Annotated in this window: 15 protein-coding genes; 12 read left to right on the top strand and 3 right to left on the bottom strand. The window is 67.1% G+C overall.

Annotated elements, in window-relative coordinates:
* Positions 1 to 105 precede the first annotated feature (105 nt).
* The 3 genes from ACT009_RS00305 to ACT009_RS00295 are packed head-to-tail and all read right to left on the bottom strand — an operon-like array spanning position 106 to position 5,137.
* Entirely contained in the window at positions 106 to 1,086 is a 981-nt protein-coding gene (locus ACT009_RS00305) for a sensor domain-containing diguanylate cyclase (RefSeq protein ID WP_445192423.1), read from the bottom strand.
* On the bottom strand, positions 1,068 to 2,681 hold the full coding sequence (locus ACT009_RS00300) for a chemotaxis protein CheW (protein WP_445192422.1): 1,614 nt from the start codon (positions 2,679 to 2,681) through the stop codon (positions 1,068 to 1,070). Before ACT009_RS00300 ends, ACT009_RS00305 begins: the two co-directional genes overlap by 19 nt.
* Entirely contained in the window at positions 2,678 to 5,137 is a 2,460-nt protein-coding gene (locus tag ACT009_RS00295) for a methyl-accepting chemotaxis protein (protein WP_445192421.1), read from the bottom strand. The genes ACT009_RS00300 and ACT009_RS00295 overlap by 4 nt, the downstream gene beginning before the upstream one ends.
* Positions 5,138 to 5,380: 243 nt before the next feature.
* Here ACT009_RS00295 and ACT009_RS00290 point away from each other — a divergent pair, with 243 nt between their 5' ends.
* From ACT009_RS00290 to ACT009_RS00235, 12 genes are all read left to right on the top strand, one after another.
* Positions 5,381 to 6,877: a carboxylesterase/lipase family protein gene (locus ACT009_RS00290; RefSeq protein ID WP_445192420.1), complete on the top strand. Its 1,497-nt coding sequence runs from the start codon at positions 5,381 to 5,383 to the stop codon at positions 6,875 to 6,877.
* Between the two features lie 13 nt (positions 6,878 to 6,890).
* The gene (locus tag ACT009_RS00285; RefSeq protein WP_445192419.1) at positions 6,891 to 7,652 is read left to right on the top strand and encodes an SDR family NAD(P)-dependent oxidoreductase; all 762 of its coding nucleotides are present in this window, start codon (positions 6,891 to 6,893) and stop codon (positions 7,650 to 7,652) included.
* A gap of 118 nt (positions 7,653 to 7,770) precedes the next feature.
* Positions 7,771 to 9,951: a TonB-dependent receptor gene (locus tag ACT009_RS00280; protein WP_445192418.1), complete on the top strand. Its 2,181-nt coding sequence runs from the start codon at positions 7,771 to 7,773 to the stop codon at positions 9,949 to 9,951.
* 16 nt (positions 9,952 to 9,967) lie between these two features.
* Positions 9,968 to 11,356: an FAD-binding oxidoreductase gene (locus tag ACT009_RS00275; protein ID WP_445192417.1), complete on the top strand. Its 1,389-nt coding sequence runs from the start codon at positions 9,968 to 9,970 to the stop codon at positions 11,354 to 11,356.
* The gene (locus tag ACT009_RS00270; protein WP_445192416.1) at positions 11,353 to 12,645 is read left to right on the top strand and encodes an MFS transporter; all 1,293 of its coding nucleotides are present in this window, start codon (positions 11,353 to 11,355) and stop codon (positions 12,643 to 12,645) included. Before ACT009_RS00275 ends, ACT009_RS00270 begins: the two co-directional genes overlap by 4 nt.
* A 55-nt stretch (positions 12,646 to 12,700) precedes the next feature.
* On the top strand, positions 12,701 to 13,447 hold the full coding sequence (locus ACT009_RS00265) for a helix-turn-helix transcriptional regulator (protein ID WP_445192415.1): 747 nt from the start codon (positions 12,701 to 12,703) through the stop codon (positions 13,445 to 13,447).
* Positions 13,444 to 14,151, top strand: a complete 708-nt coding sequence (locus ACT009_RS00260; RefSeq protein WP_445192414.1) for a FadR/GntR family transcriptional regulator — start codon at positions 13,444 to 13,446, stop codon at positions 14,149 to 14,151. Before ACT009_RS00265 ends, ACT009_RS00260 begins: the two co-directional genes overlap by 4 nt.
* 72 nt (positions 14,152 to 14,223) lie before the next feature.
* Positions 14,224 to 15,459 (top strand): glycosyltransferase family 2 protein, encoded by a 1,236-nt coding sequence (locus tag ACT009_RS00255; RefSeq protein WP_445192413.1) that lies wholly within the window; start codon positions 14,224 to 14,226, stop codon positions 15,457 to 15,459.
* The gene (locus ACT009_RS00250; protein WP_445192412.1) at positions 15,456 to 15,854 is read left to right on the top strand and encodes a GtrA family protein; all 399 of its coding nucleotides are present in this window, start codon (positions 15,456 to 15,458) and stop codon (positions 15,852 to 15,854) included. The genes ACT009_RS00255 and ACT009_RS00250 overlap by 4 nt, the downstream gene beginning before the upstream one ends.
* 4 nt (positions 15,855 to 15,858) lie before the next feature.
* Positions 15,859 to 16,902 carry a Gfo/Idh/MocA family protein gene (locus tag ACT009_RS00245; protein ID WP_445192411.1) on the top strand — a complete coding sequence of 348 codons (1,044 nt, stop codon included), beginning with the start codon at positions 15,859 to 15,861 and terminating at the stop codon, positions 16,900 to 16,902.
* Positions 16,899 to 17,750 carry a class I SAM-dependent methyltransferase gene (locus tag ACT009_RS00240; protein WP_445192410.1) on the top strand — a complete coding sequence of 284 codons (852 nt, stop codon included), beginning with the start codon at positions 16,899 to 16,901 and terminating at the stop codon, positions 17,748 to 17,750. Before ACT009_RS00245 ends, ACT009_RS00240 begins: the two co-directional genes overlap by 4 nt.
* Positions 17,738 to 18,859 carry a glycosyltransferase family 4 protein gene (locus tag ACT009_RS00235; RefSeq protein WP_445192409.1) on the top strand — a complete coding sequence of 374 codons (1,122 nt, stop codon included), beginning with the start codon at positions 17,738 to 17,740 and terminating at the stop codon, positions 18,857 to 18,859. Before ACT009_RS00240 ends, ACT009_RS00235 begins: the two co-directional genes overlap by 13 nt.
* Positions 18,860 to 18,861: the final 2 nt, after the last annotated feature.

Here is an 18,861-nt window from a genome sequence, read left to right as displayed (position 1 = left end):
CCGCTCCTCAAGGGAAGAATTAAAGTGATTCCTCCCTCGCCAGGGAATGCGAGCCGAAGGCTGACGAACGGGAAATGAGAACGGGAGCCTTGGTAAGCCCGCCCCCTATCGCAGCTTGTCCACATTGATCGACCGGTTCCGCCCGCCCCGTTTCGCCGCGAACACCGCACCTTGTGCTTCGGCGAGGAACAGCTCCCGACTGTCGCCGCGTTGCAGTGCCGCCGTGCCGCAGCTTACCGTCACCGACAGGTCGTTGGCGCCGCCGAAGGTGAGCTGTGCCACGCGGGTGCGCAGCCGTTCGGCGCAGGCCATCGCCTCGTAGGAGGTGGTCGCCGGCAGGATCACCGCGAAGGTGTCGCCGCCCAGCCGGCCGACCACGTCGCCGGTGCGCAGCGAGCCCCGAAGACAGGAGGCGACGCGTTCCAGCACCTGATCGCCCATCCGCCGGCTGCGATCGTCGTTGATCGCGCGGAAATTGTCGATCGCGACCACGACCAGCGCACAGGGTTCGCCATTCTCCTGAGCAAGCGTCAGGTTCTTCTGGAGGGCATCGTTGAAGCCCTGCCGGGTGAGCACGCCCGTCGTCTGGTCGCGCACGCTGGCGCTTCTCGCCTCCAGTTCGCGCACGACCAGTTCGGCGAACTGCTTGAGCAGCTCGATCTGGTCCTCGTTGAAGGTACGTCGCTTGACGTCGATCACGCAAAGCGCGCCGAGGTTGAAGCCGTCGGGGGTTTCCAGCGGGACGCCCGCATAGCTGCGGATGTTGGGCGTGCCCTTCACCAGCGGGTTGTCGGCGAACCGCGCGTCGGCCCTGGCGTCCGACACGATCAGCACGTCCCTGCCTTGTATCGTGTGGTTGCAGAACGCGTCGTGGCGCGACATCTGCTTCATCTCGAGGCCTTGAATCGCCTTGAACCATTGCCGGTCCTTGTCGATCAGCGACACCGCGCAGATCGGCACCTGCAGTACCGATTTAACGAGACCGGTGATCTTTTCGAACGCCTGTTCGGGTTCGGTGTCGAGCACGCAATAACGCTTTAGCGCGGCGATGCGGCCTTCTTCGTCGTTCAGCTGAGCGTTTTGCACGTGCCTTCACTCCCCAAGATGTTGATGTCCGCACACAGGCGTTCGACTTCTTGCTCCAGCCGGCAGACCGGCACCGCTTCGTCGCCGCCGGCGACGCGTGCCTGGATGAAGCTGGCGTCGCTCCCGCTGCCGGCCCCGCCACCGGCGCCGCCGCTGCCCCCGCCCCTGCCGCCCGCGCGTGGCGGCATGTCCTGCGCGACGGCACGAACGATCGTGTCGAGCTGGTCGACGATGAAGCCGGTCGAGCATTCGTCGCCGGCGACAATCAGGATCGATCGGGTGGCGATCCGCACCGCAGGCACCCGCGCCGCCGCGACCGCGCCGTCGCCGGGATCGTCCGCGACCACGCCGACGCTGCTCAGATCGACCAGCGCCACGGGCTTGCCGGCATGGCTGACGAACCCGCAAAGCGGCGAGGCGGGGGATGAGACGCCGCGATGACTGGCCGGCAGCGGGACGATCTGGCTGATGTCCGACAACAGGCAGGCCCGCCTTCGCGTACCGGTGCGGAACACCAGATAGGATTGCTGCTCCGCCCCGCGCCCCGACGCGCCCCTGCCCGCCGATCGCGACGGATCGGCCGCGGGGGCATCGGGCTTGCGGTGGGTCAGTGCGGCGATCATCCGCAGCGCCTCGTCCGCGACCAGCGCGGTGGAGGACAGCAACAGGCTCTGCCCGCCGCCGCCGTCGCCGACCGCGCCGGTGAACAGCGGCAGCCCGTCGCCCATGCCCGCGGGGAACGGCCGGATGTCGCGTTCGTGGACCGGCATGATCCGGTGGACCTGGTCCGCCTTGATCCCGAGCAGTTGGTCGTCGCCCATCCGGACGATCACTACCAGCGTACTCCGCCCGTCGCCGGCGCGCCCCGACAGGCCGAGCAGCGCGATGTCGTCGATCACCGGCACTTCGAGATCGAGATAGTCGACGACACCGACCCACTGGTCACCGACCCCCGGCGCGGCGCGCACCTGCGTGCCGGGCACGGTCGCGACGACGAACGATGCCTCCAGCGCCAGATCCGCGCCGGCGACGCTCAGCACCAGCAGCCGGGTCTGCCCGACCAGCATCGCGTGTCGCTCGGCGCGCGCGATCTCGCGGACCCGCGGCACGCCGGGCAGCGCGAGGATCGCGGCGATGTCGACCATCCCGACCAGCCGGTCGTCGAGCGCGAAGCTGCTGGAGACCACTTGCCCGCCCTTCGCTTCTGCGAAGAGATAGGGCTGGATGTCGCCTGCGCGAACGCTCGTCAGTCCCGACACCGCATGCACGAACAGCCCGACCAGATCGCGATCGCGGCGCAGGACGACTACCACGCCGGGGCCCGCCCCGGCTTCCTCGAAGCCCAGCAGCCGCGCGATGTCGACCACCGGGATGACCTGCCCGCGGACGATCACCGATCCGGCGAGCGCCTCGGCATCGGCGAAGGCGGGCTGCAGCCGATCGGGCAGCGGCACGACCTCGCGGACGTGATCGGCCGGCACCGCCAGGTCGCGTCCGCAGAGCCGGACCAGGCCGACATGGATCGCGCGATCGGGTGGAACGGGATCGTCGGGGCGATATTCGGCCGCCGCGACGATCGAGGTGACCGCGTTCACGCGGCGACAGCGTGGGTGGAGCTCACCATGTCAGCGATGATGTCCGACACCTGGATCGAGACGCCCTCCTGTACCGCCGCGGATTCGGAGATCTGGTGGATCGATGCCGCGGTGTCCTGGACGCTGCGTGCGATCTCCTCGAACGCGTTGCGCGCGCTGTGCGACCGGTCGGTGCCGGCGGCGACGCGGGCGCTCGATTCCTCGATTAGGTCGGTGATCTCGGTCGCGGCCTTGGCGCTGTGTTCGGCGAGCTTGCGCACTTCCTCGGCCACGACCGAGAAGCCCACTCCCTGTTCGCCCGCGCGCACCGCCTCGATCGCGGCATTGAACGCGAGCAGGTTGGTCTGGCTGGCGAGCTCCCCGATCACGGTGACGATCTTGGCGATCTGCTTGGACGACTTGCTGATCAGGTCGATCGCCTCGATCGCGTTGTTGATCGCGTCGCTGCCGTCGCGAGCGGCGTGCTGGGTCGCCGCGGCCAGTTCCGCGGCGCCGCTCGCGCCGGTGGTGATCGCCCGGATCGAATCCGCCAGCTCGGTGATCTTCGCCTGCATCTCCTGGCTCTTGGCGGTGACCTTCTGCTCCAGCTCGACCTGCATCGTCACGTCATAGGCGTGCTTGATGACCCGCATCGGCTTGCCGGACAGATCGAGGATCGGCCCGTAGCTCGCCTGAATATAGACGTCGCGACCGAACTTGCCGACCCGGTGGAACCGTCCCGAATGGGTCTTTCCCTCGTTAAGGTTGCGCCAGAAGTCGCCATATTCGCGGCTCTTCAGATAGGTAGAGTCGCAAAACATGCTGTGATGCTGGCCGACGATCTCGCGGAGCGTATAGCCCATCACGCTCAGGAAATTGGTGTTGGCGGTCATGACGTTGCCCGACAGGTCGAACTCGATCGTCGCCTGGCTGCGATCGACCGCGGCGACCTGGCCCTCGAACTCGGCGGTGCGCAGCCGTTCGCTGGTAACGTCGACCGCGAACTTGACGATCTTGACCGGCTTGCCCGCCAGGTCGAGGATCGGGTTGTAGGTCGCGCGGATCCACACGGTCTTGCCGCCGCGCCCGACCCGCTTGAACTCGCCCGAATGATATTCGCCGCGCGACAGCGTGTTCCAGAAATCCTGGTACTCCCGGGTCTGCACGACCTCGGGCTCGCAGAAGATACGGTGATGCTTGCCGCGCACCTCCTCCAGCGAATAGCCCATGATGTCGAGGAAGGTCGGGTTCGCTTCCAGCACATTGCCGTCGAGATCGAACTCGATCACCGCCTGCGCGCGTCCGATCGCCTCGATCTTGCCGCGATAGTCGTTGTTGATCCGCCGTTCGGTGGTGACGTCGAGCGCGTATTTCACGACCTTCCACGGCTTGCCGTTGAGGTCGAGGATCGGGCTGTAGCTCGCCTGGATCCAGCAATCGCCGCCGCCCTTGGTGACCCGCCTGTATTCGCCCGAGTCATGCTCGCCACGCGACAGCTTCTGCCAGAACCGCAGATAGTCCTGCGACCCCGAATAGCCGGGATCGCAGAACATCCGGTGATGCTGGCCGACCACCTCCTCCGGGCTGTAGCCGAGCAGCTGGCAGAAATTGTCGTTGGCGCCGAGGATGGTGCCGTTCAGGTCGAACTCGATCACCGCATGCGACCGCGAGATCGCGAGCACCTTGCCCTCCGCCTCGGCCGCCGCCTGCCGCTGCGCGGTCATGTCGGTGGCGTATTTGACGATCCGGGTCGGCCGGCCGCGCAGGTCGAAGATCGGGTTGTAGGTCGCCTGGATCCAAACCTCGCGACCGCCCTTGCCGAGCCGCTTGAAGGTGCCGCTATGCACCTCGCCGCCGCCGAGCTTGTCCCAGAAGACGTCGTATTCGCCGCTGCGGCCATATTCGGGCGTGCAGAACATCCGGTGATGCTTGCCGGTGATCTCCGACAGCGCGTAGCCGGTAATGTCGAGGAAGATGTCGTTGGCGGTGATGACGTTGCCCGACAGGTCGAACTCGATGATCCCCTGCGCCCGGTCGATCGCGTTCAGCAGGCCCTCGTGGTGCAGGCTCTCCTGCTTGGCTTCGGTGACGTCCATCGACAGCGCGATGACCTTGGTGACGACGTTGTCGGTGACGACCGGGTAGTACCGTCCGCGCAGCCACAGCTCGCGCCCGCCGCGCCCGATGCGCTTGAACTCGCCGTCCTTCGCGTCGCCGGCGCGAAGATCCTGCCAGAAGCCGCTGTAATCGGTGCTGGCGGTGTAGCTGGGTTCGCACAGCATGCGGTGGTGACTGCCCACGATCTCTTCCTGCGGGTAGCCGGTCAGTTCGAAAAACAGATCATTCGCGCGCAGAATCTCGCCGTCCGGCGCGAACTCCACCACCGCGTGCGCATGCTCTAGCGCAAGCCCCAGATGCGCGAGGTTCGCCTCCGCACCAGATTTCGCCTGATCGTCCGCTGGAAGTGGCTTGGTCATAGGTCGCGTCTTCCCCTTGGCAAATGGACCGGTAAGGAACCTTCAGGTTCCATCCGGTACGCCCAGTCATCATGGGATGTTCGACGCCCGACCGGTCACTAAAAGGCGGGAAAATGGTAAATATTCGCAGGATGGGGCGGGAGCGGGTCGGAATCGGCCACCGATGATCCAGCATCGTGTTCGTGCGACCATGCAAACTGTGCGTGTCTTTGGATCGTCGCGCGGTTCGTGCATGAAACGCGGATGGTAGCTGCAACTTCCGATCAGATCTCCACGTCGCACGGCCCGGTCCAAGGCGTGCGCGAAGGTGATCTCACCGTCTTTCGTGACGTTCCTTACGCCCGACCCCCGATCGGTGGAGGGCGGTTCGCCGTTCCGACCGCGGCGGAGCCTTGGATGGAGCCCCGGTCGGCACCGCGAAACCAAACCTCCGCGCCACAGCGGACGCGGGCCTTGCCAGGGCTCGACGTCGCGCCGTTGATCGGGACGGGGTGGTCGGGGGATCACGATTACCTCACGCTCGACATCTGGCAGCCTGCGGCCGCCACTGGCGCGTTGCCGGTATTGGTGTTCATCCATGGCGGCGGGTTCGTGGTCGGCAGCAAGCAGGCGTCGGTGCAGGACGGCGCGAGCTTCGCGCGGGACGGCATCCTCTACTTGGCGATCAACTATCGGCTCGGTGTCGAGGGGTTCCTGCCGATCCCCGGGGTGCCGACCAACCTGGGATTGCGCGACATGATCGCAGGGCTCGAATGGGTGCGCGACAACATCGCCGCGTTCGGGGGCGATCCCGCCAATGTCACCGTCTTCGGCGAGAGCGCGGGGGGCATGGCGATCGCGGACTTAGTGACGTCACCGCTTGCCAAGGGGCTGTTCCGGCGCGCGATCGTGCAGAGCGGGCATGGCGGCATGACGCGGCACGTCGAGGTTGCGCAGCGACTGGTCAAAAAGCTCGCCAAGCTGCTGGGCGTTTCCCCCGATCGTGCCGGGTTCGAGAGCGTCGCGCCGGGGGACCGGTTGCTCGATGCGGTGGAGAAGGTGTCGCTACCGACGACGCGGCTCGACCTGCGCGGAGCCGACGGCCGCGAACCGGTCTTCGGGATCAGCCGATTCGTCCCGGTCCATGGCGACGACGTGCTGCCGGTCGAGCCTCTCGAGGCGCTGAGGCAGGGTGCGGGCAGCGAGGTCGACCTGCTGATCGGCAGCAATGCCGAGGAGATGAACCTCTATCTCGTGCCAAGCGGGGTGCGGAAGAAGGTCGGCAGGTTCCTCGCCTGGTTCGTGCTGCGCAAATCCCAGCCGCGTGCCTGGGCGGTGCTGAAAGCCTATGGGCTGGGCAAAGGCGGCGGCACTGCGGGAGACGTGCTCAATCGCGCGCTGACCGATCTCGTATTCCGGTGGGCGGGGCGGCGATTTGCGGAGGAGCATCGCGGACGAACCCATGTCTATGAGTTCGAATGGCGCTCGCCACGGTACGACGGGGAGCTCGGCGCGGCGCACGGCATGGAGCTGCCGTTCGTGTTCGACAGCCTCGCCACCTGCACCGGCGAGGAGGGTCTTTGCGGGACCGCACCGCCACAGGAGCTCGCGACGCGCGTGCACCGGATCTGGGTCGACTTCGCGCGCGACGGGTGGCTGCCCTGGGAGCCGTTCGATCGCAACACGCGGATCGTCTACCGGCTGGCGGCCGGCGAAGCGCGGTTCGAGCCGCCGATGCCCGCCGCCGCGTTCCTTCCCTGATCGGAGCATCGCCATGTACCTCGACCGCCTTCGCCTGGATGGACGCAGCGCCTTCGTCACCGGCGGCGCGCAGGGCATCGGCTATTGCTGTGCCGATGCGCTCGCCGAAGCCGGTGCCCGGGTCACGATCGCGGACCGCGATGCCGACGCGCTCGGCGTCGCGATCGAAACGCTCCGTGCCAAGGGCCACGCGATCGAGGGGGCGATCCTGGACGTGATCGATTCCGCCGCGGTCACCCGGATCGCCGAGCAGGCGGGCGCGATCGACATCCTCGTCAACAATGCGGGGATCGCACGCAGCGAAACCGCGGCGGAAGATGTCGAGGACGAACACTGGCTCAACGTGCTCGACGTCAATCTCAACGGCACCTTCTGGTGCGCGCGCGCTTTCGGGCGGCACATGCTCGCCGCGGGCAAGGGCAGCATCGTCAACATCGGCTCGATGTCGGGCGTCATCGTCAACCGGCCGCAGCCGCAAAGCTATTACAATGCGTCGAAGGCAGCGGTGCATCAGCTCACCAAGAGCCTCGCGGCGGAATGGGCACCGCGAGGCGTCCGGGTCAATGCGGTGGCTCCGACTTATATCGCGACCCCGCTCAACGCCTTTGCCGACCAAGAACGCGAGATGTACAAACGCTGGATCGACGGCACGCCGCAGGCACGACTGGGCCAGCCACAGGAGGTGGCATCGATTGTGCACTTCCTCGCTTCCGACGCCGCAAGCTTGATGACCGGCAGCATCGTCATGGCCGATGGCGGCTATAGCTGCTGGTGATCGGCCAACCATCCGTGCCGATCTGCATAGTCGCGATACCTTTCCGATAGGTCATCCTCAGCGCATAACCTTTCTGACAGGTGGGCAGAGACCCATCCGCTTCAGAGAGGATCACCCCATGCGCCTTCAAACCCTGCTCGCCACCTCCGCCGCGTTCGCGCTGATCTCGCCCGCAGCGGCGATCGCGCAGACCACGGAGGCGCCCAACGTCACCGACACCGCGCCGCCGGGACAAGCAACTGGCGCGGCGCCGCAGACCGGTGATCAGGACATCATCGTCACCGCGCGCAAGCGATCGGAAACGCTCCTCGACGTGCCGATCGCCGCCTCCGCGATCAGCGGCAACACGCTGACCGAACGCGGGATCAATTCGGTCCGCGAAGCCGCGGCGCTGACACCGGGCCTGAACATCGCGAGCGACGGAGCGGGCCGCGCCTTCGTGTCGATCCGCGGCGTCGGCGTGACGCTGGTGCAGAGCGTCCAGCCGGGCGTCGGGCTGTTCATCAACGGCATATACCAGCCCAACACCTCCTACCTGAACAACCCGCTGCTCGATGTCGATCGCATCGAGGTCCTGCGCGGACCGCAGGGCACGCTGTACGGCAAGAACACTCTCGGCGGCGCGATCAACGTCATTACCCGCCAGCCGTCCAACGCGATCGAGGCGCGCGGCAACTTCAGCTACGCCGGACCCGACGACAGCTTCCTCGCATCGGCGTCGGTCGCCGGGCCGATCATCAAGGACGTGCTGCAGGTTCGCATCGCCGCCGGGCATCGCCAGCAGGACGGCTTCCTGCGCAACCGACTGCTCGGCACCGATGCCAGCCCCTTCAAGACCGATTCGCTGAACGGCACGGTCCGCTTCATCCCGACCGGCGACGTCGTGCTGACGGTCAATGGCTATTACGACTGGGTGAAGGGCGCCAACACGCCCTATGCGCGGGTCACCGGCCCGACCGACTATTCGCGCAACGTGCAGTTCAACACGCTGTCGCGGGTCGAATTCCGCTACCGCGGCGTTAATGCGCGGCTCGAGACGCCCATCGACGCGCTCAATTCGAAGTTCACGCTGGTCGGATCCTACGACGCGCGCAACAGCGTCTCGCCCAACAGCGACGCCGACTTTGGTCCGCTCGACATCGCCCGTGCGGTCGGCACCGATCAACTGCGCACCAAGACCTTGGAGACCCGGCTCGACACCGAACTCGGCAGCACGCTGAGCACGCTGATCGGCCTCTTCTACAGCCGCGAGACCACCGGCGCGACCGACACGACGCGGATCATTCCCGCCGGCATCACCCGCTTCACCAAAAGTGCGACGAAGGCGGACACCTACGCCGCATTCGGCACGATCTTCTGGAAGCCGACCTCGGCCTGGGAGGTCGCGCTCGGCCTGCGCTACGATCACGAGGATCGCCGCGCGGCAGGCGACGTGACGCTGGCGGCGGGCGCGCTGACGCTGCCGACGACCTTCAGCAACGCGCAGCTGAAATCCAATCAGGTAGAGCCGCGGCTGTCGATCACCCGCCATTGGTCGGACCAGTTGATGACCTATGCCTCGGTCGCGCGCGGCTATCGCGGCGGCGGCTTCAACGCGCCGACCGCGCCGATCCGCCAGTACAAGGGCGATTCCGCCTGGACCTACGAGATCGGCTCCAAATACGTCTCGCCGAACCGCGTCCTCAGCCTGTCGGGCAACGTCTTCTACAACGACTATTCCGATTATATCGGCCTCAATTCGATCGCGCCGGCGACCGGCGGCGGTCTGGTCACGGTCGATCTCAACAGCGGCGACGTCGAAAGTTACGGCGCCGAACTGGAGGGGACGCTGCGTCCGGTGACCAACTGGTCGATCAACGGCAGCGTCACCTACGTCCATGCCCGGCTGACCGACTCCTCGCCCTATACGCTGGTGACGGGGCGGACGCTGTCGTCGGACCGGCTGACCTTCCAGCCTGATTTCACCGGCAACATCTACACCGACTACACCATCCCGCTCGGTGGCACCGACACGCTGACGCTGACCGGCGGGGTCGTCGCCAAGGGCAGCCGCCTCGCCGCGACGCTCAACCAGACTACGCCGACCTTCCTTAAAGGCTATGCGCTCGTCAACGCGGCGATCACCTATCGCAGCGGCCCGCTCGAGATCGCGGCGTTCGCCAACAACCTGCTGCAGAAGGACTATTTCGACGCCTATATCGAGAAGACGACGCTGGCACTCGCCGGGCTGCCCGCGTCCGATCTCGGCATCATCGGCGATCGCCGTCGCATCGGCGTCCGCCTCGGCTTCCGGTTCTGATCCGATGCACCTCGGCATGCCCCCAACCCGCCCGCTGCTCGATCCCGCCTTTGTCGAGGCGCTGACGACTCGCTTCGGCACCAGCCTGCATCTGTCGGACGCGATGCTCCGCCAGCACGGATCGAACGAGGCGCATTTCGATGTCGTCCTGCCCGACGCGGTGGTCTTCGCACGATCGACCGAGGATGTTGTCGATCTCGTGCGGCTATGCGTCGACGCCGGTGTGCCGATCGTTCCGTTCGGCGCTGGCACCTCGATTGAGGGCAATGCGGTGCCGGTCCGCGGTGGCGTCAGCGTCAACCTGGGCGAGATGAACGAGATCGTCGCAATTAACGCCGAGGATTTCGACTGCACCGTCCAGGCCGGGTGCCGGCGCGAGCAGCTGAACGAGCATCTGCGCGATACCGGGCTGTTCTTCCCGATCGATCCCGGCGCCAACGCGACGATCGGCGGGATGGCGTCGACCCGGGCGAGCGGCACCAACGCGGTGCGCTACGGCACGATGCGCGAGGCGGTGCTGAGCCTCAAGGTGGTGACGCCCGACGGCAAGGTGATCACCACCGCGCGGCGCGCGCGCAAATCCGCCGCTGGCTACGACCTGACCCGCCTCTACGTCGGCAGCGAAGGCACGCTGGGCATCATCACCGAGGTGACGCTGCGGCTGCACCCCATCCCCGAGACGATCTCCGCCGCGGTCTGCGGCTTCGCGACGCTGGAAGGCGCGATCACCACCGTGGTCCAGTCGATCCAGGCAGGCGTGCCGCTCGCGCGCGTCGAGATCCTCGACGACATGCAGATCAAGGCGGTCAACGCCTGGTCTAAGCTGACGCTGCCAGAAGTGACGACGTTGTTCTTCGAATTCCACGGCTCGCCCGGTGGCGTCGCGGAGCAGGTCGAGATGGTCGGCCTGCTCGCCGCCGAAAATGGTGGCGGTACCTTTGCCTGGTCCAACCTGCCCGAGGAACGCGCGAAGCTGTGGAAGGCGCGGCACGAAGCCTATTATGCCGCGGTGGCGCTGCGCCCCGGCGCAGTGGGCTGGGCGACGGACGTCTGCGTGCCGATCAGCCGGCTGCCCGAATGCATCACCGAGACCAAGCGCGACCTGGCGACTGCGACGATCCCCGCGACCATCCTGGGGCATGTCGGCGACGGCAATTTTCACGTGATCTTCGCGATGGACCCGATGTCCGCGGATGAACTCGCCGAAGTGAAGGCGATCAACGCCCGGCTGGTCAAGCGCGCGCTGGCGATGGACGGCACCTGTACCGGCGAACACGGTATAGGGCTCGGCAAGCAGGATTGGCTGGTCGAGGAGCTCGGCGACGCGGTGGACGTGATGCGCACGCTGAAGCGCGCGCTCGATCCGCGCGACCTGTTCAATCCCGGCAAGATCTTCAGCCTGTGACGACCGCAACGCCGCCGTTCGCCCGCTCGCTGCTGCCGCTGTTCGCGCTCGCGCTGGCGATGATGCTGGGCTTCACGATGCTGGGTTCGTTCGGCACCGTGCAGGAAGGCGCAAAGACCGAGCTGGGGCTGAGCGACTATACACTGAGCCTGATCCAGGGATTGAGCGCGGCACTGCCGCTGGCGCTGTTCTCGATCCCGATCGGGATCCTGGTCGATCGACACAACCGGGTGCGGATCATGATCGCGCTGGTCGCGGTGTTCGTCGCCGGCACCGTGCTGACCGCGGTCGCGGGCAGCGTCTCGCTCTTGTTCGTCGGGCGGATGTTGACCGGGATCGGGACCACCGGCGCGCTGACCGCGGCGCTATCGCTCAGTGCCGACCTGTGCCCGCCCGCTCAACGCGGCCGTGCGCTGCTGGTGGTCAATCTGGGCAAGTCGCTGGGCCAGGCGATGGCGTTCGGGCTGACCGGCGCCCTGTTCGGCCTGTTCGTCCATGGCGGCGCGCCAACGTGGTTCTGGCATGCCGCACCGTGGCGCAGCGCGCACCTAGCGCTGGCGCTGCTCGGGGCGCTGCTGACGATCCCGCTGCTCTGGCTGCGCGAGCCGGCGCGACACGAGGTCGCGGCGAGCACGCATGCGCCGTTCCGCGTCGTCGCGGGCGAGCTCTGGAGCCGGCGCGCCTTCCTGCTGCCGTTGTTCATGGGCCAGGTCAGCGTGGTCATGGCCGATGCGGCGGCGGCGATCTGGGCGGCGCCGGTGCTGTCGCGGAGCTTCGGGCTCGGCCCGGACCAAGCCGCGATCTGGATGGGGCCGATGATCTTCTTCGCCGGGTTGATCGGCGCGGTGATCGGCGGGCTGTCGGCGGACTGGGGGCAGAAGAGCGGGCGCCAGGGCGGATTGCTGATCGGTGCGGTGATCGCAGCGGCGGTCGGCGTTCCCGCTGCGCTGTTCCCGGTCGCGCCGTCGGTGCCGTTGCTGGGTGCGGCGCTCGGCGTTTTGCTGCTCTGCGGAGCGGTGACGGGCGTGGTCACCTCCGTCGCGCTGACGGTGCTGATCCCCAACGAGCTGCGCGGGCTGTGCATCGGTGCCTTCATCGCGATCGCCGGGCTGATCGGCTTCGGCGTCGCCCCCACCCTCGTCGCCGCGGCGAGCAGCCTGTTCGGGGGCGAGACGCACCTCGATCAGGGGCTGGCAACGGTGGGGGCGGTGACCAGCACGATGTCGCTCGTCGCGTTCTGGGTCGCGATGCGTCGGGCACCAGCTTCAGCAGTCGAAGAACCTATCTGAAAGCTATTGCAAAGCTATCCGATAGGTATATGATCCGCAGAACGGGAGAGGGATCATGAAGACGCGGATCGACGTATCGCCGGAAATGGTGGCGTTCATCGGACCGGGACCGGTGCCGGCGGGGGATTGGCCGCACCGCTCGATCGGCTTCGGCTACCGGCTCGGCCGCGCAACGATGGCGTTCCATCCCAAGCCGAGGCCCGGCGACGATCTGGCAGGCGCGGACATCGTCTTCGTGGTCATGCAATCGGCCTGCAAGCGCATCTTCGGCACCGTGCCCGCCCAGCTCGCGACCTGGCATTTGCCGAGCGAGATCCGCGTCATCGCGCAGGCCGTCGAAGACTGCCGGACCGGTGGGATGGCGGGCACCACGCTACGTGCCGCCAAGAGCATCGAACTGCTATGCGTCACCTTCGAACGGATGCTCGACGGCAGCCTGATCCCCGCCGACGGCGCCGGCGCGCTATCCGCCATCGAGGCCGAGCGGATCGCCGCGGCGCGCAGCCTGATCGACGACCATTGGCACGAGAAGCTGACGCTCGATTCGATCTCACGCGCCTGCGGGATCAATCGCGCCAAGCTGACCCGCGGCTTCCGATCGATGTTCGCGATGAGCGTCGCGGATGCGATCGCCGACCGGCGGCTCGGCGGGGCACGGCAGATGCTGCTCGCGACCGATCTGCCGGTGTCGTCGATCGGCTATCGCTGCGGCTATCTCAACAACGCAAGCTTCACCCGCGCCTTCTCGCGCCGGTTCGGACAGGCGCCGAGCCAGCTGCGCAACGCCCGGCTGGCGGCATGAGCACGCCGCTTGCCGGATCGCTGGTCGACCAGGCCGTGCGCCGGGTCCGCGACCATATCAGCACCCGCGACCTGAAGGTCGGCGACACGCTGCCGGGCGAAGGCCATTTCGCGACCGATCTCGGTGTCAGCCGCGCGGTGATGCGCGAGGCATTCGGTGCGCTTGCGGCGCTCCGCGTCATCGACGTCGGCAACGGCCGCAAGGCCCGCGTCGCGGCGATCGACGGATCGGTGATGGCGGCGTCGATCGACCACGCGGTAGCCACCGCGCAAATCACCACCGCCGACGTCTGGGACGTTCGCCGCACCCTCGAACTGCGCACCGCCTCGCTTGCTGCGAACCACCGCAGCGACGACGACGCGCGCGCGATCGTGCATCACGCCGCGCAGATGTCGATGCATGTCGACGACCTCGACCAGCTGATCGGCCACGATATTGCCTTCCACCAGTCGATCGCACGCGCCGGCGGCAACGCGCTGTTCCACCAGATCGTGCGTTCGTTCGAACAGCTGATGCGCGTCGCGGTGCCGACCGCATGGCATACCCGCGAGACCGTCGACCAGCGTCAGGCGGTCTTCGCGATCCACCGGGACCTCGCCACCGCGATCGCCGACCGCGCCCCGGACGCCGCGGTGACGCTGATGGAGGCGCATTTCGACAAGTCGATCAGCGACGTCTTCGACACGCTGCCGCCGCGGGGGTGACGGCGGGGGTTTTTACGCGGCGTTAACCAAGCTCTCCCATAGACGAGCGTACAAGCTTGGGGGGACACGCGGTTGGAACTGCAACACCGGCAATTCGCGCTGACGCCGGCGATGGCGCCGCAGGTTCCCGACGTCTCGATCGTCATGCCATGCCTAGACGAAGCCCAAAGCCTGCCGCATTGCGTCGGCAACGCGCTGGAGGCGCTCGCGCGGTTGCGCACCGAGCTCAACCTCAGCGGTGAGATCGTCATCGCCGACAACGGCTCGACCGACGGCAGTCAGGCGATCGCCACGATGCTCGGCGCCCGCGTGGTGCCGATCGCCCGCCGCGGCTACGGCGCTGCGCTCGGCGGCGGCTGCGAGGCGGCACTCGGCCGCTACATCGTCATGGGCGATTGCGACGGCAGCTATGACTTCACCGAGGGCGTCGCGATGGTCGCCAAGCTGGAGGGCGGGTTCGACCTCTGCATGGGAAGCCGCTTCAGCGGCGGGATCGCCCGCGGCGCGATGCCGTGGAAGAACCGCTACATCGGTAACCCGGCGCTAACTGGCATCCTCAACCTGTTCTTCCGGTCCGGCATCAGCGACGCGCATTGCGGTCTGCGCGCGATCCGAAAAGACGCCTTCCAGCGGTTGCGGCTGACCGGTAGCGGAATGGAATTCGCCAGCGAGATGGTCATCAAGGGCGCGCTGCTGAACCTGCGCACGACCGAAGTCCCCGCAACGCTGCTGCCCGACCTGCGCGGGCGCCCGCCGCATCTGCGCCCGTGGCGCGACGGCTGGCGACACCTGCGCTATCTGTTCATGCTATCCCCGACCTGGGTGTTCGGCGTTCCCGGATCGGTCGCCCTCGCGGCCGCCGCGGCGATCCTGCTGGTGGCCGCGCTGCATTCGCTTGGGGTGCTGCAGACGGTGCCGTTCGGCGAGAGCTGGATTGTGATCGGCGCGCTGCTGGCAACGGTCGGGCATATGGCCGGCGTGATGGCGATCGCCTCGCACATCCACGGCGTGCGTGCGGGATACCGGCTGCCCAAGCCGTGGCTGTCCAGACGGCGGCGGCTGCTGACCCTGGAAGGCTGCGTGATCGGCGGCCTTTCGATGATCGGCACCGCGATCGCGACGATGATGGGAGTGGCGGTGTATTGGGGGGCGGCCAGCTTCGCCGCCCTGCCTTCGATCCTGCCGGTAGCACTTGCAGGGGTCACCGCGGCGATCGGCCTGCAGACGCTGTTCGGCGGGTTCCTGCTGGCGGTGATCGGCGGCAACGAAGCCAGCTTCCTCGGCGATGGCGGCGAGCGCCGGGCGTGACCTTCTTCATCCGCCGCACCCTCCGTTACACCCTGGTGTCGATCGGCTGCGCGCTGCTGCACAACGTGGTCCTGATCGTCATGGACGCGTCGGGGGCGAGCGTGATCGGATGTCAGGTGGCGAGCGCGGCGATCCTGCTACCGGTCGGCTTCATCCTACAATCGCGCATCACCTTCGCCTCCGAACGCAGCTGGCGCGGCTTCTTCCGCTATGCCGCTGCGCTATTGACCAATTTTCCGGTCGTGCTGGCGGTACTGTGGCTGGCGCGGGATCAGGCCGGACTGTCGATGTGGATGGCCGCGCCGATCTCGTCCGTCGTCCTGTTCTGCTGGAATTACATGACCAGCACATGGGCGCTGGCGCCGCGAGCAAAAGGACTTCCCGCCCATGTCTGAGCCAGTGCGCATCGGCGTCATCGGCCTCGGCTGGGTCGGCCAGGCGCGTCATCTGCCGACGATTCGTTCCGACCGACGCTTCCGGTTGGTGGGCGTCGCCGACCGGCGAGGCGAGCGGGCGCAAGCCGTCGCCGGGCGCATCGCCGGCCTCCGATCCAGCGAGGGCTCCCGCCTCGATCAGATCGACTGGATCGGCGATGTCGACGCGGTCAGCATCGCGACCGCCCCGATGGCACATCATGATCTGGTGCGCGAAGCGCTCGATCGGGGCCTGCACGTCATCACCGAAAAACCGTTCGCGATGTCGGTCGGCGAAGGCCGGGCGATGCTGGCCGACGCCGAGCGTGCACAACGTTGCCTCGCCGTGGTCCACAATTTCCAGTTCGCGCGGTCGATGCAGCGTCTCAAGCACGATCTGTCAGAGGGCAAGCTCGGCGCCATCCGTGGGCTGCGAGCAGTCCAGCTCGGCAATCCCGCGCGCCGCTTGCCGACCTGGTTCGAAACCCTGCCGCTCGGACTTTTCTATGACGAAAGCCCGCATTTGCTCTATCTGCTGTCGACGATCGCCGGCGACCTGTCGCTGGTGAAGGCGGTCAGCGCGGAAAGCCGCAGCGGCAGCAGCACCCCGGCCCAGATCGACGCCTGGTTCTCGGCGCCCGACGCGGACTATGCGATCACGCTATCGTGCAACTTCGAATCCAGCCTGTCGGAGTGGTATGTGGCCGTGCATGGCGAGCACGGTGTCGCCATCGTCGACATCTTTCGCGACATCTATCTGTTGCTGCCGAACGACGGCGGCCACGGCGCCCGCGAGGTCATCCGCACCAGCGCGAGCGCGACGTTCCAGCACTGGTGGCAGCACATCGCCAGCGGCATTCCTCACCTCGCGGGCAAGCTGCGCTACGGCAATGACGAGGTGTTCGGGCGCTTCGGCCGCGCCGTCGCCGGCGACACCGCAGCGCTGACGCCGATCGCCGCGACGATGGCCCAGCGCATTCTCGAGTTGCAGCATGCCATCATCGATGGCCGCGAAAGGGTATATGCATGAAGATCGACCAGGAACTGCTCGGCGACTTCGTTTCACGCTATCCCGCACAACCGGCGACGGCCTTCTGGCGCGGCATCGAGATCGATGTGCTGGCGAATGCGGATATCCCCGCTGGCCTCGGGCTCGATCTCGGCTGCGGTGACGGCATCCTGACCGACATCCTGTTCCAGCGTATCGGCCGGATCCCTAATCTGGTCGGCATCGATCCCGATCCGCTGGAGACCGCTGCCGCGCGCAGATACGACTTCTATGCGCGGCTGCACACCGTAGGCGGCGACGCGATCCCGGAGCCGGATGCGACGTTCGATTACGTCATCTCGAACTCCGTGCTGGAGCATATCCCCAACCTCGAGCCGGTGATCCGCGAGGTCGGCCGGGTGCTGAAGCCCGGTGGGCGGTTCTTCTACACCGTCCCCTGCCCCGCTTTTCACGACAATCTGGCGGGGTCGATCTTGCCCGGCGCCGACCGCCGAGACTATCTCGCCAAACTGGACAAGCGACTGGCGCACTTCAACTATTTGACCGTCGACGATTGGCAGGAGCTGTGCGGTCGTCACGGCATGCACGTCGACAGCATCACCGGCTACCTCGGGGAGAAGGCAACCCGCCGCTGGGAAACGCTGTCGCGGATGACCGGTGGGCTTCTGCATTCGCTGAGTTTCGGCCAACGCCGGCCGATCGAGATCCAGCGTGCGCTGAAGCTGCGCGAACTTCAAAACCGCGGTGGCTTGCCGCGTCCGCTGGCATCGGCGATCTCGGCGGTAATCGGCGCGGGTCTCAACGGCGAAGACGATGCCACGCAACCGTCGTGCCTGCTGGTGGTAGGCCAGCGCCGATGCGCATCCTGACGGTATCGGCTTTCTACGAGAGCCATGGCGGCGGGATCGAGATCGTCGCGGGTGCGATGGCGCGGGCGCTCGCCGGCCGTGGCCACCAATGCCGCTGGGCGGCTGCCGGGTTCGACGTTGCGCCCGCCGACGCGACGATCGCTGCGGTGCCGCTGCCAGCGTCGGATCCGCTCGAACGATTGACCGGGCTACCCTTTCCGCTTCCGCACCGCGGTGCCTGGGCTGCGCTCGAACGCGAGGTCGTCGCCGCAGACGCGGTGATCGTCCATGACGCGCTCTATGCGAGTTCCCAGCTTGCCGCGCGGTTCGCCCGTCGCCATCGCAAGCCGTGGCTGCTGGTCCAGCACATCGGAGTGATTCCCTACACCAACCCGCTGCTGCGGTTGGCAATGGGCACGGCCAACCGGCTGGTCGCCCGACCGCTCGTTCGGCGAGCACCGCAGGTCGTCTTCATCAGCGATCTCGTGCGTCGATACTTCGCCGCGGACGTGCAGGAGGGGCGGCACGGTCTGCTGTTCAACGGGGTCGACCACCGGCTGTTCCATCCGCCCGAAACTGGGGAGCGCCCTTCATTGCGGCGACAGCTGGGCATCGCCGAGGAGCCACGCCAGCTGCTCTTCGTCGGTCGCTTCGTCGAGAAGAAGGGGCTGGCGACGATGCGCGCGCTGGCGGCCGCGCGACCGGATTGGGAGATCCGGCTGGTGGGCGGCGGCCCGATCGATCCGGTGGCTTGGGGCCTGCCGAACGTCCGCGTGCTCGGCCGTCGATCCCGCGCCGAGCTTGCCGAAGTCTATCGCGCCTGCGACGCACTGGTCCTGCCGTCGGTCGGCGAGGGTTTTCCGCTCGTCGTCCAGGAGGCGATGGCCTCCGGGCTGCAAGTCTTCTGCGGGATGGACAGCGCGGGCGCCGATCCCGCCGTCCAGGGGATGCTGCACGGCGTTCGCGTCGATCCCGCCGACGCTCCCGGTACCGCGGCGCGGTTCGTCGACGCAATCGCGGCCGCACCGAATACCGTGCAGCACGATGCGGCCGAGCATGCCCGCCGGCACTATGATTGGGATCGAAACGCCGAACGGCTCGAGCAGCGGCTGACGCAGCTTACCGGCTGACC

It is taken from the genome of Sphingomonas sp. Tas61C01 (genome assembly GCF_052567495.1).
Note: the sequence above shows the minus strand (reverse complement) of the source record. Positions and strands in the feature narration are given on the sequence as shown.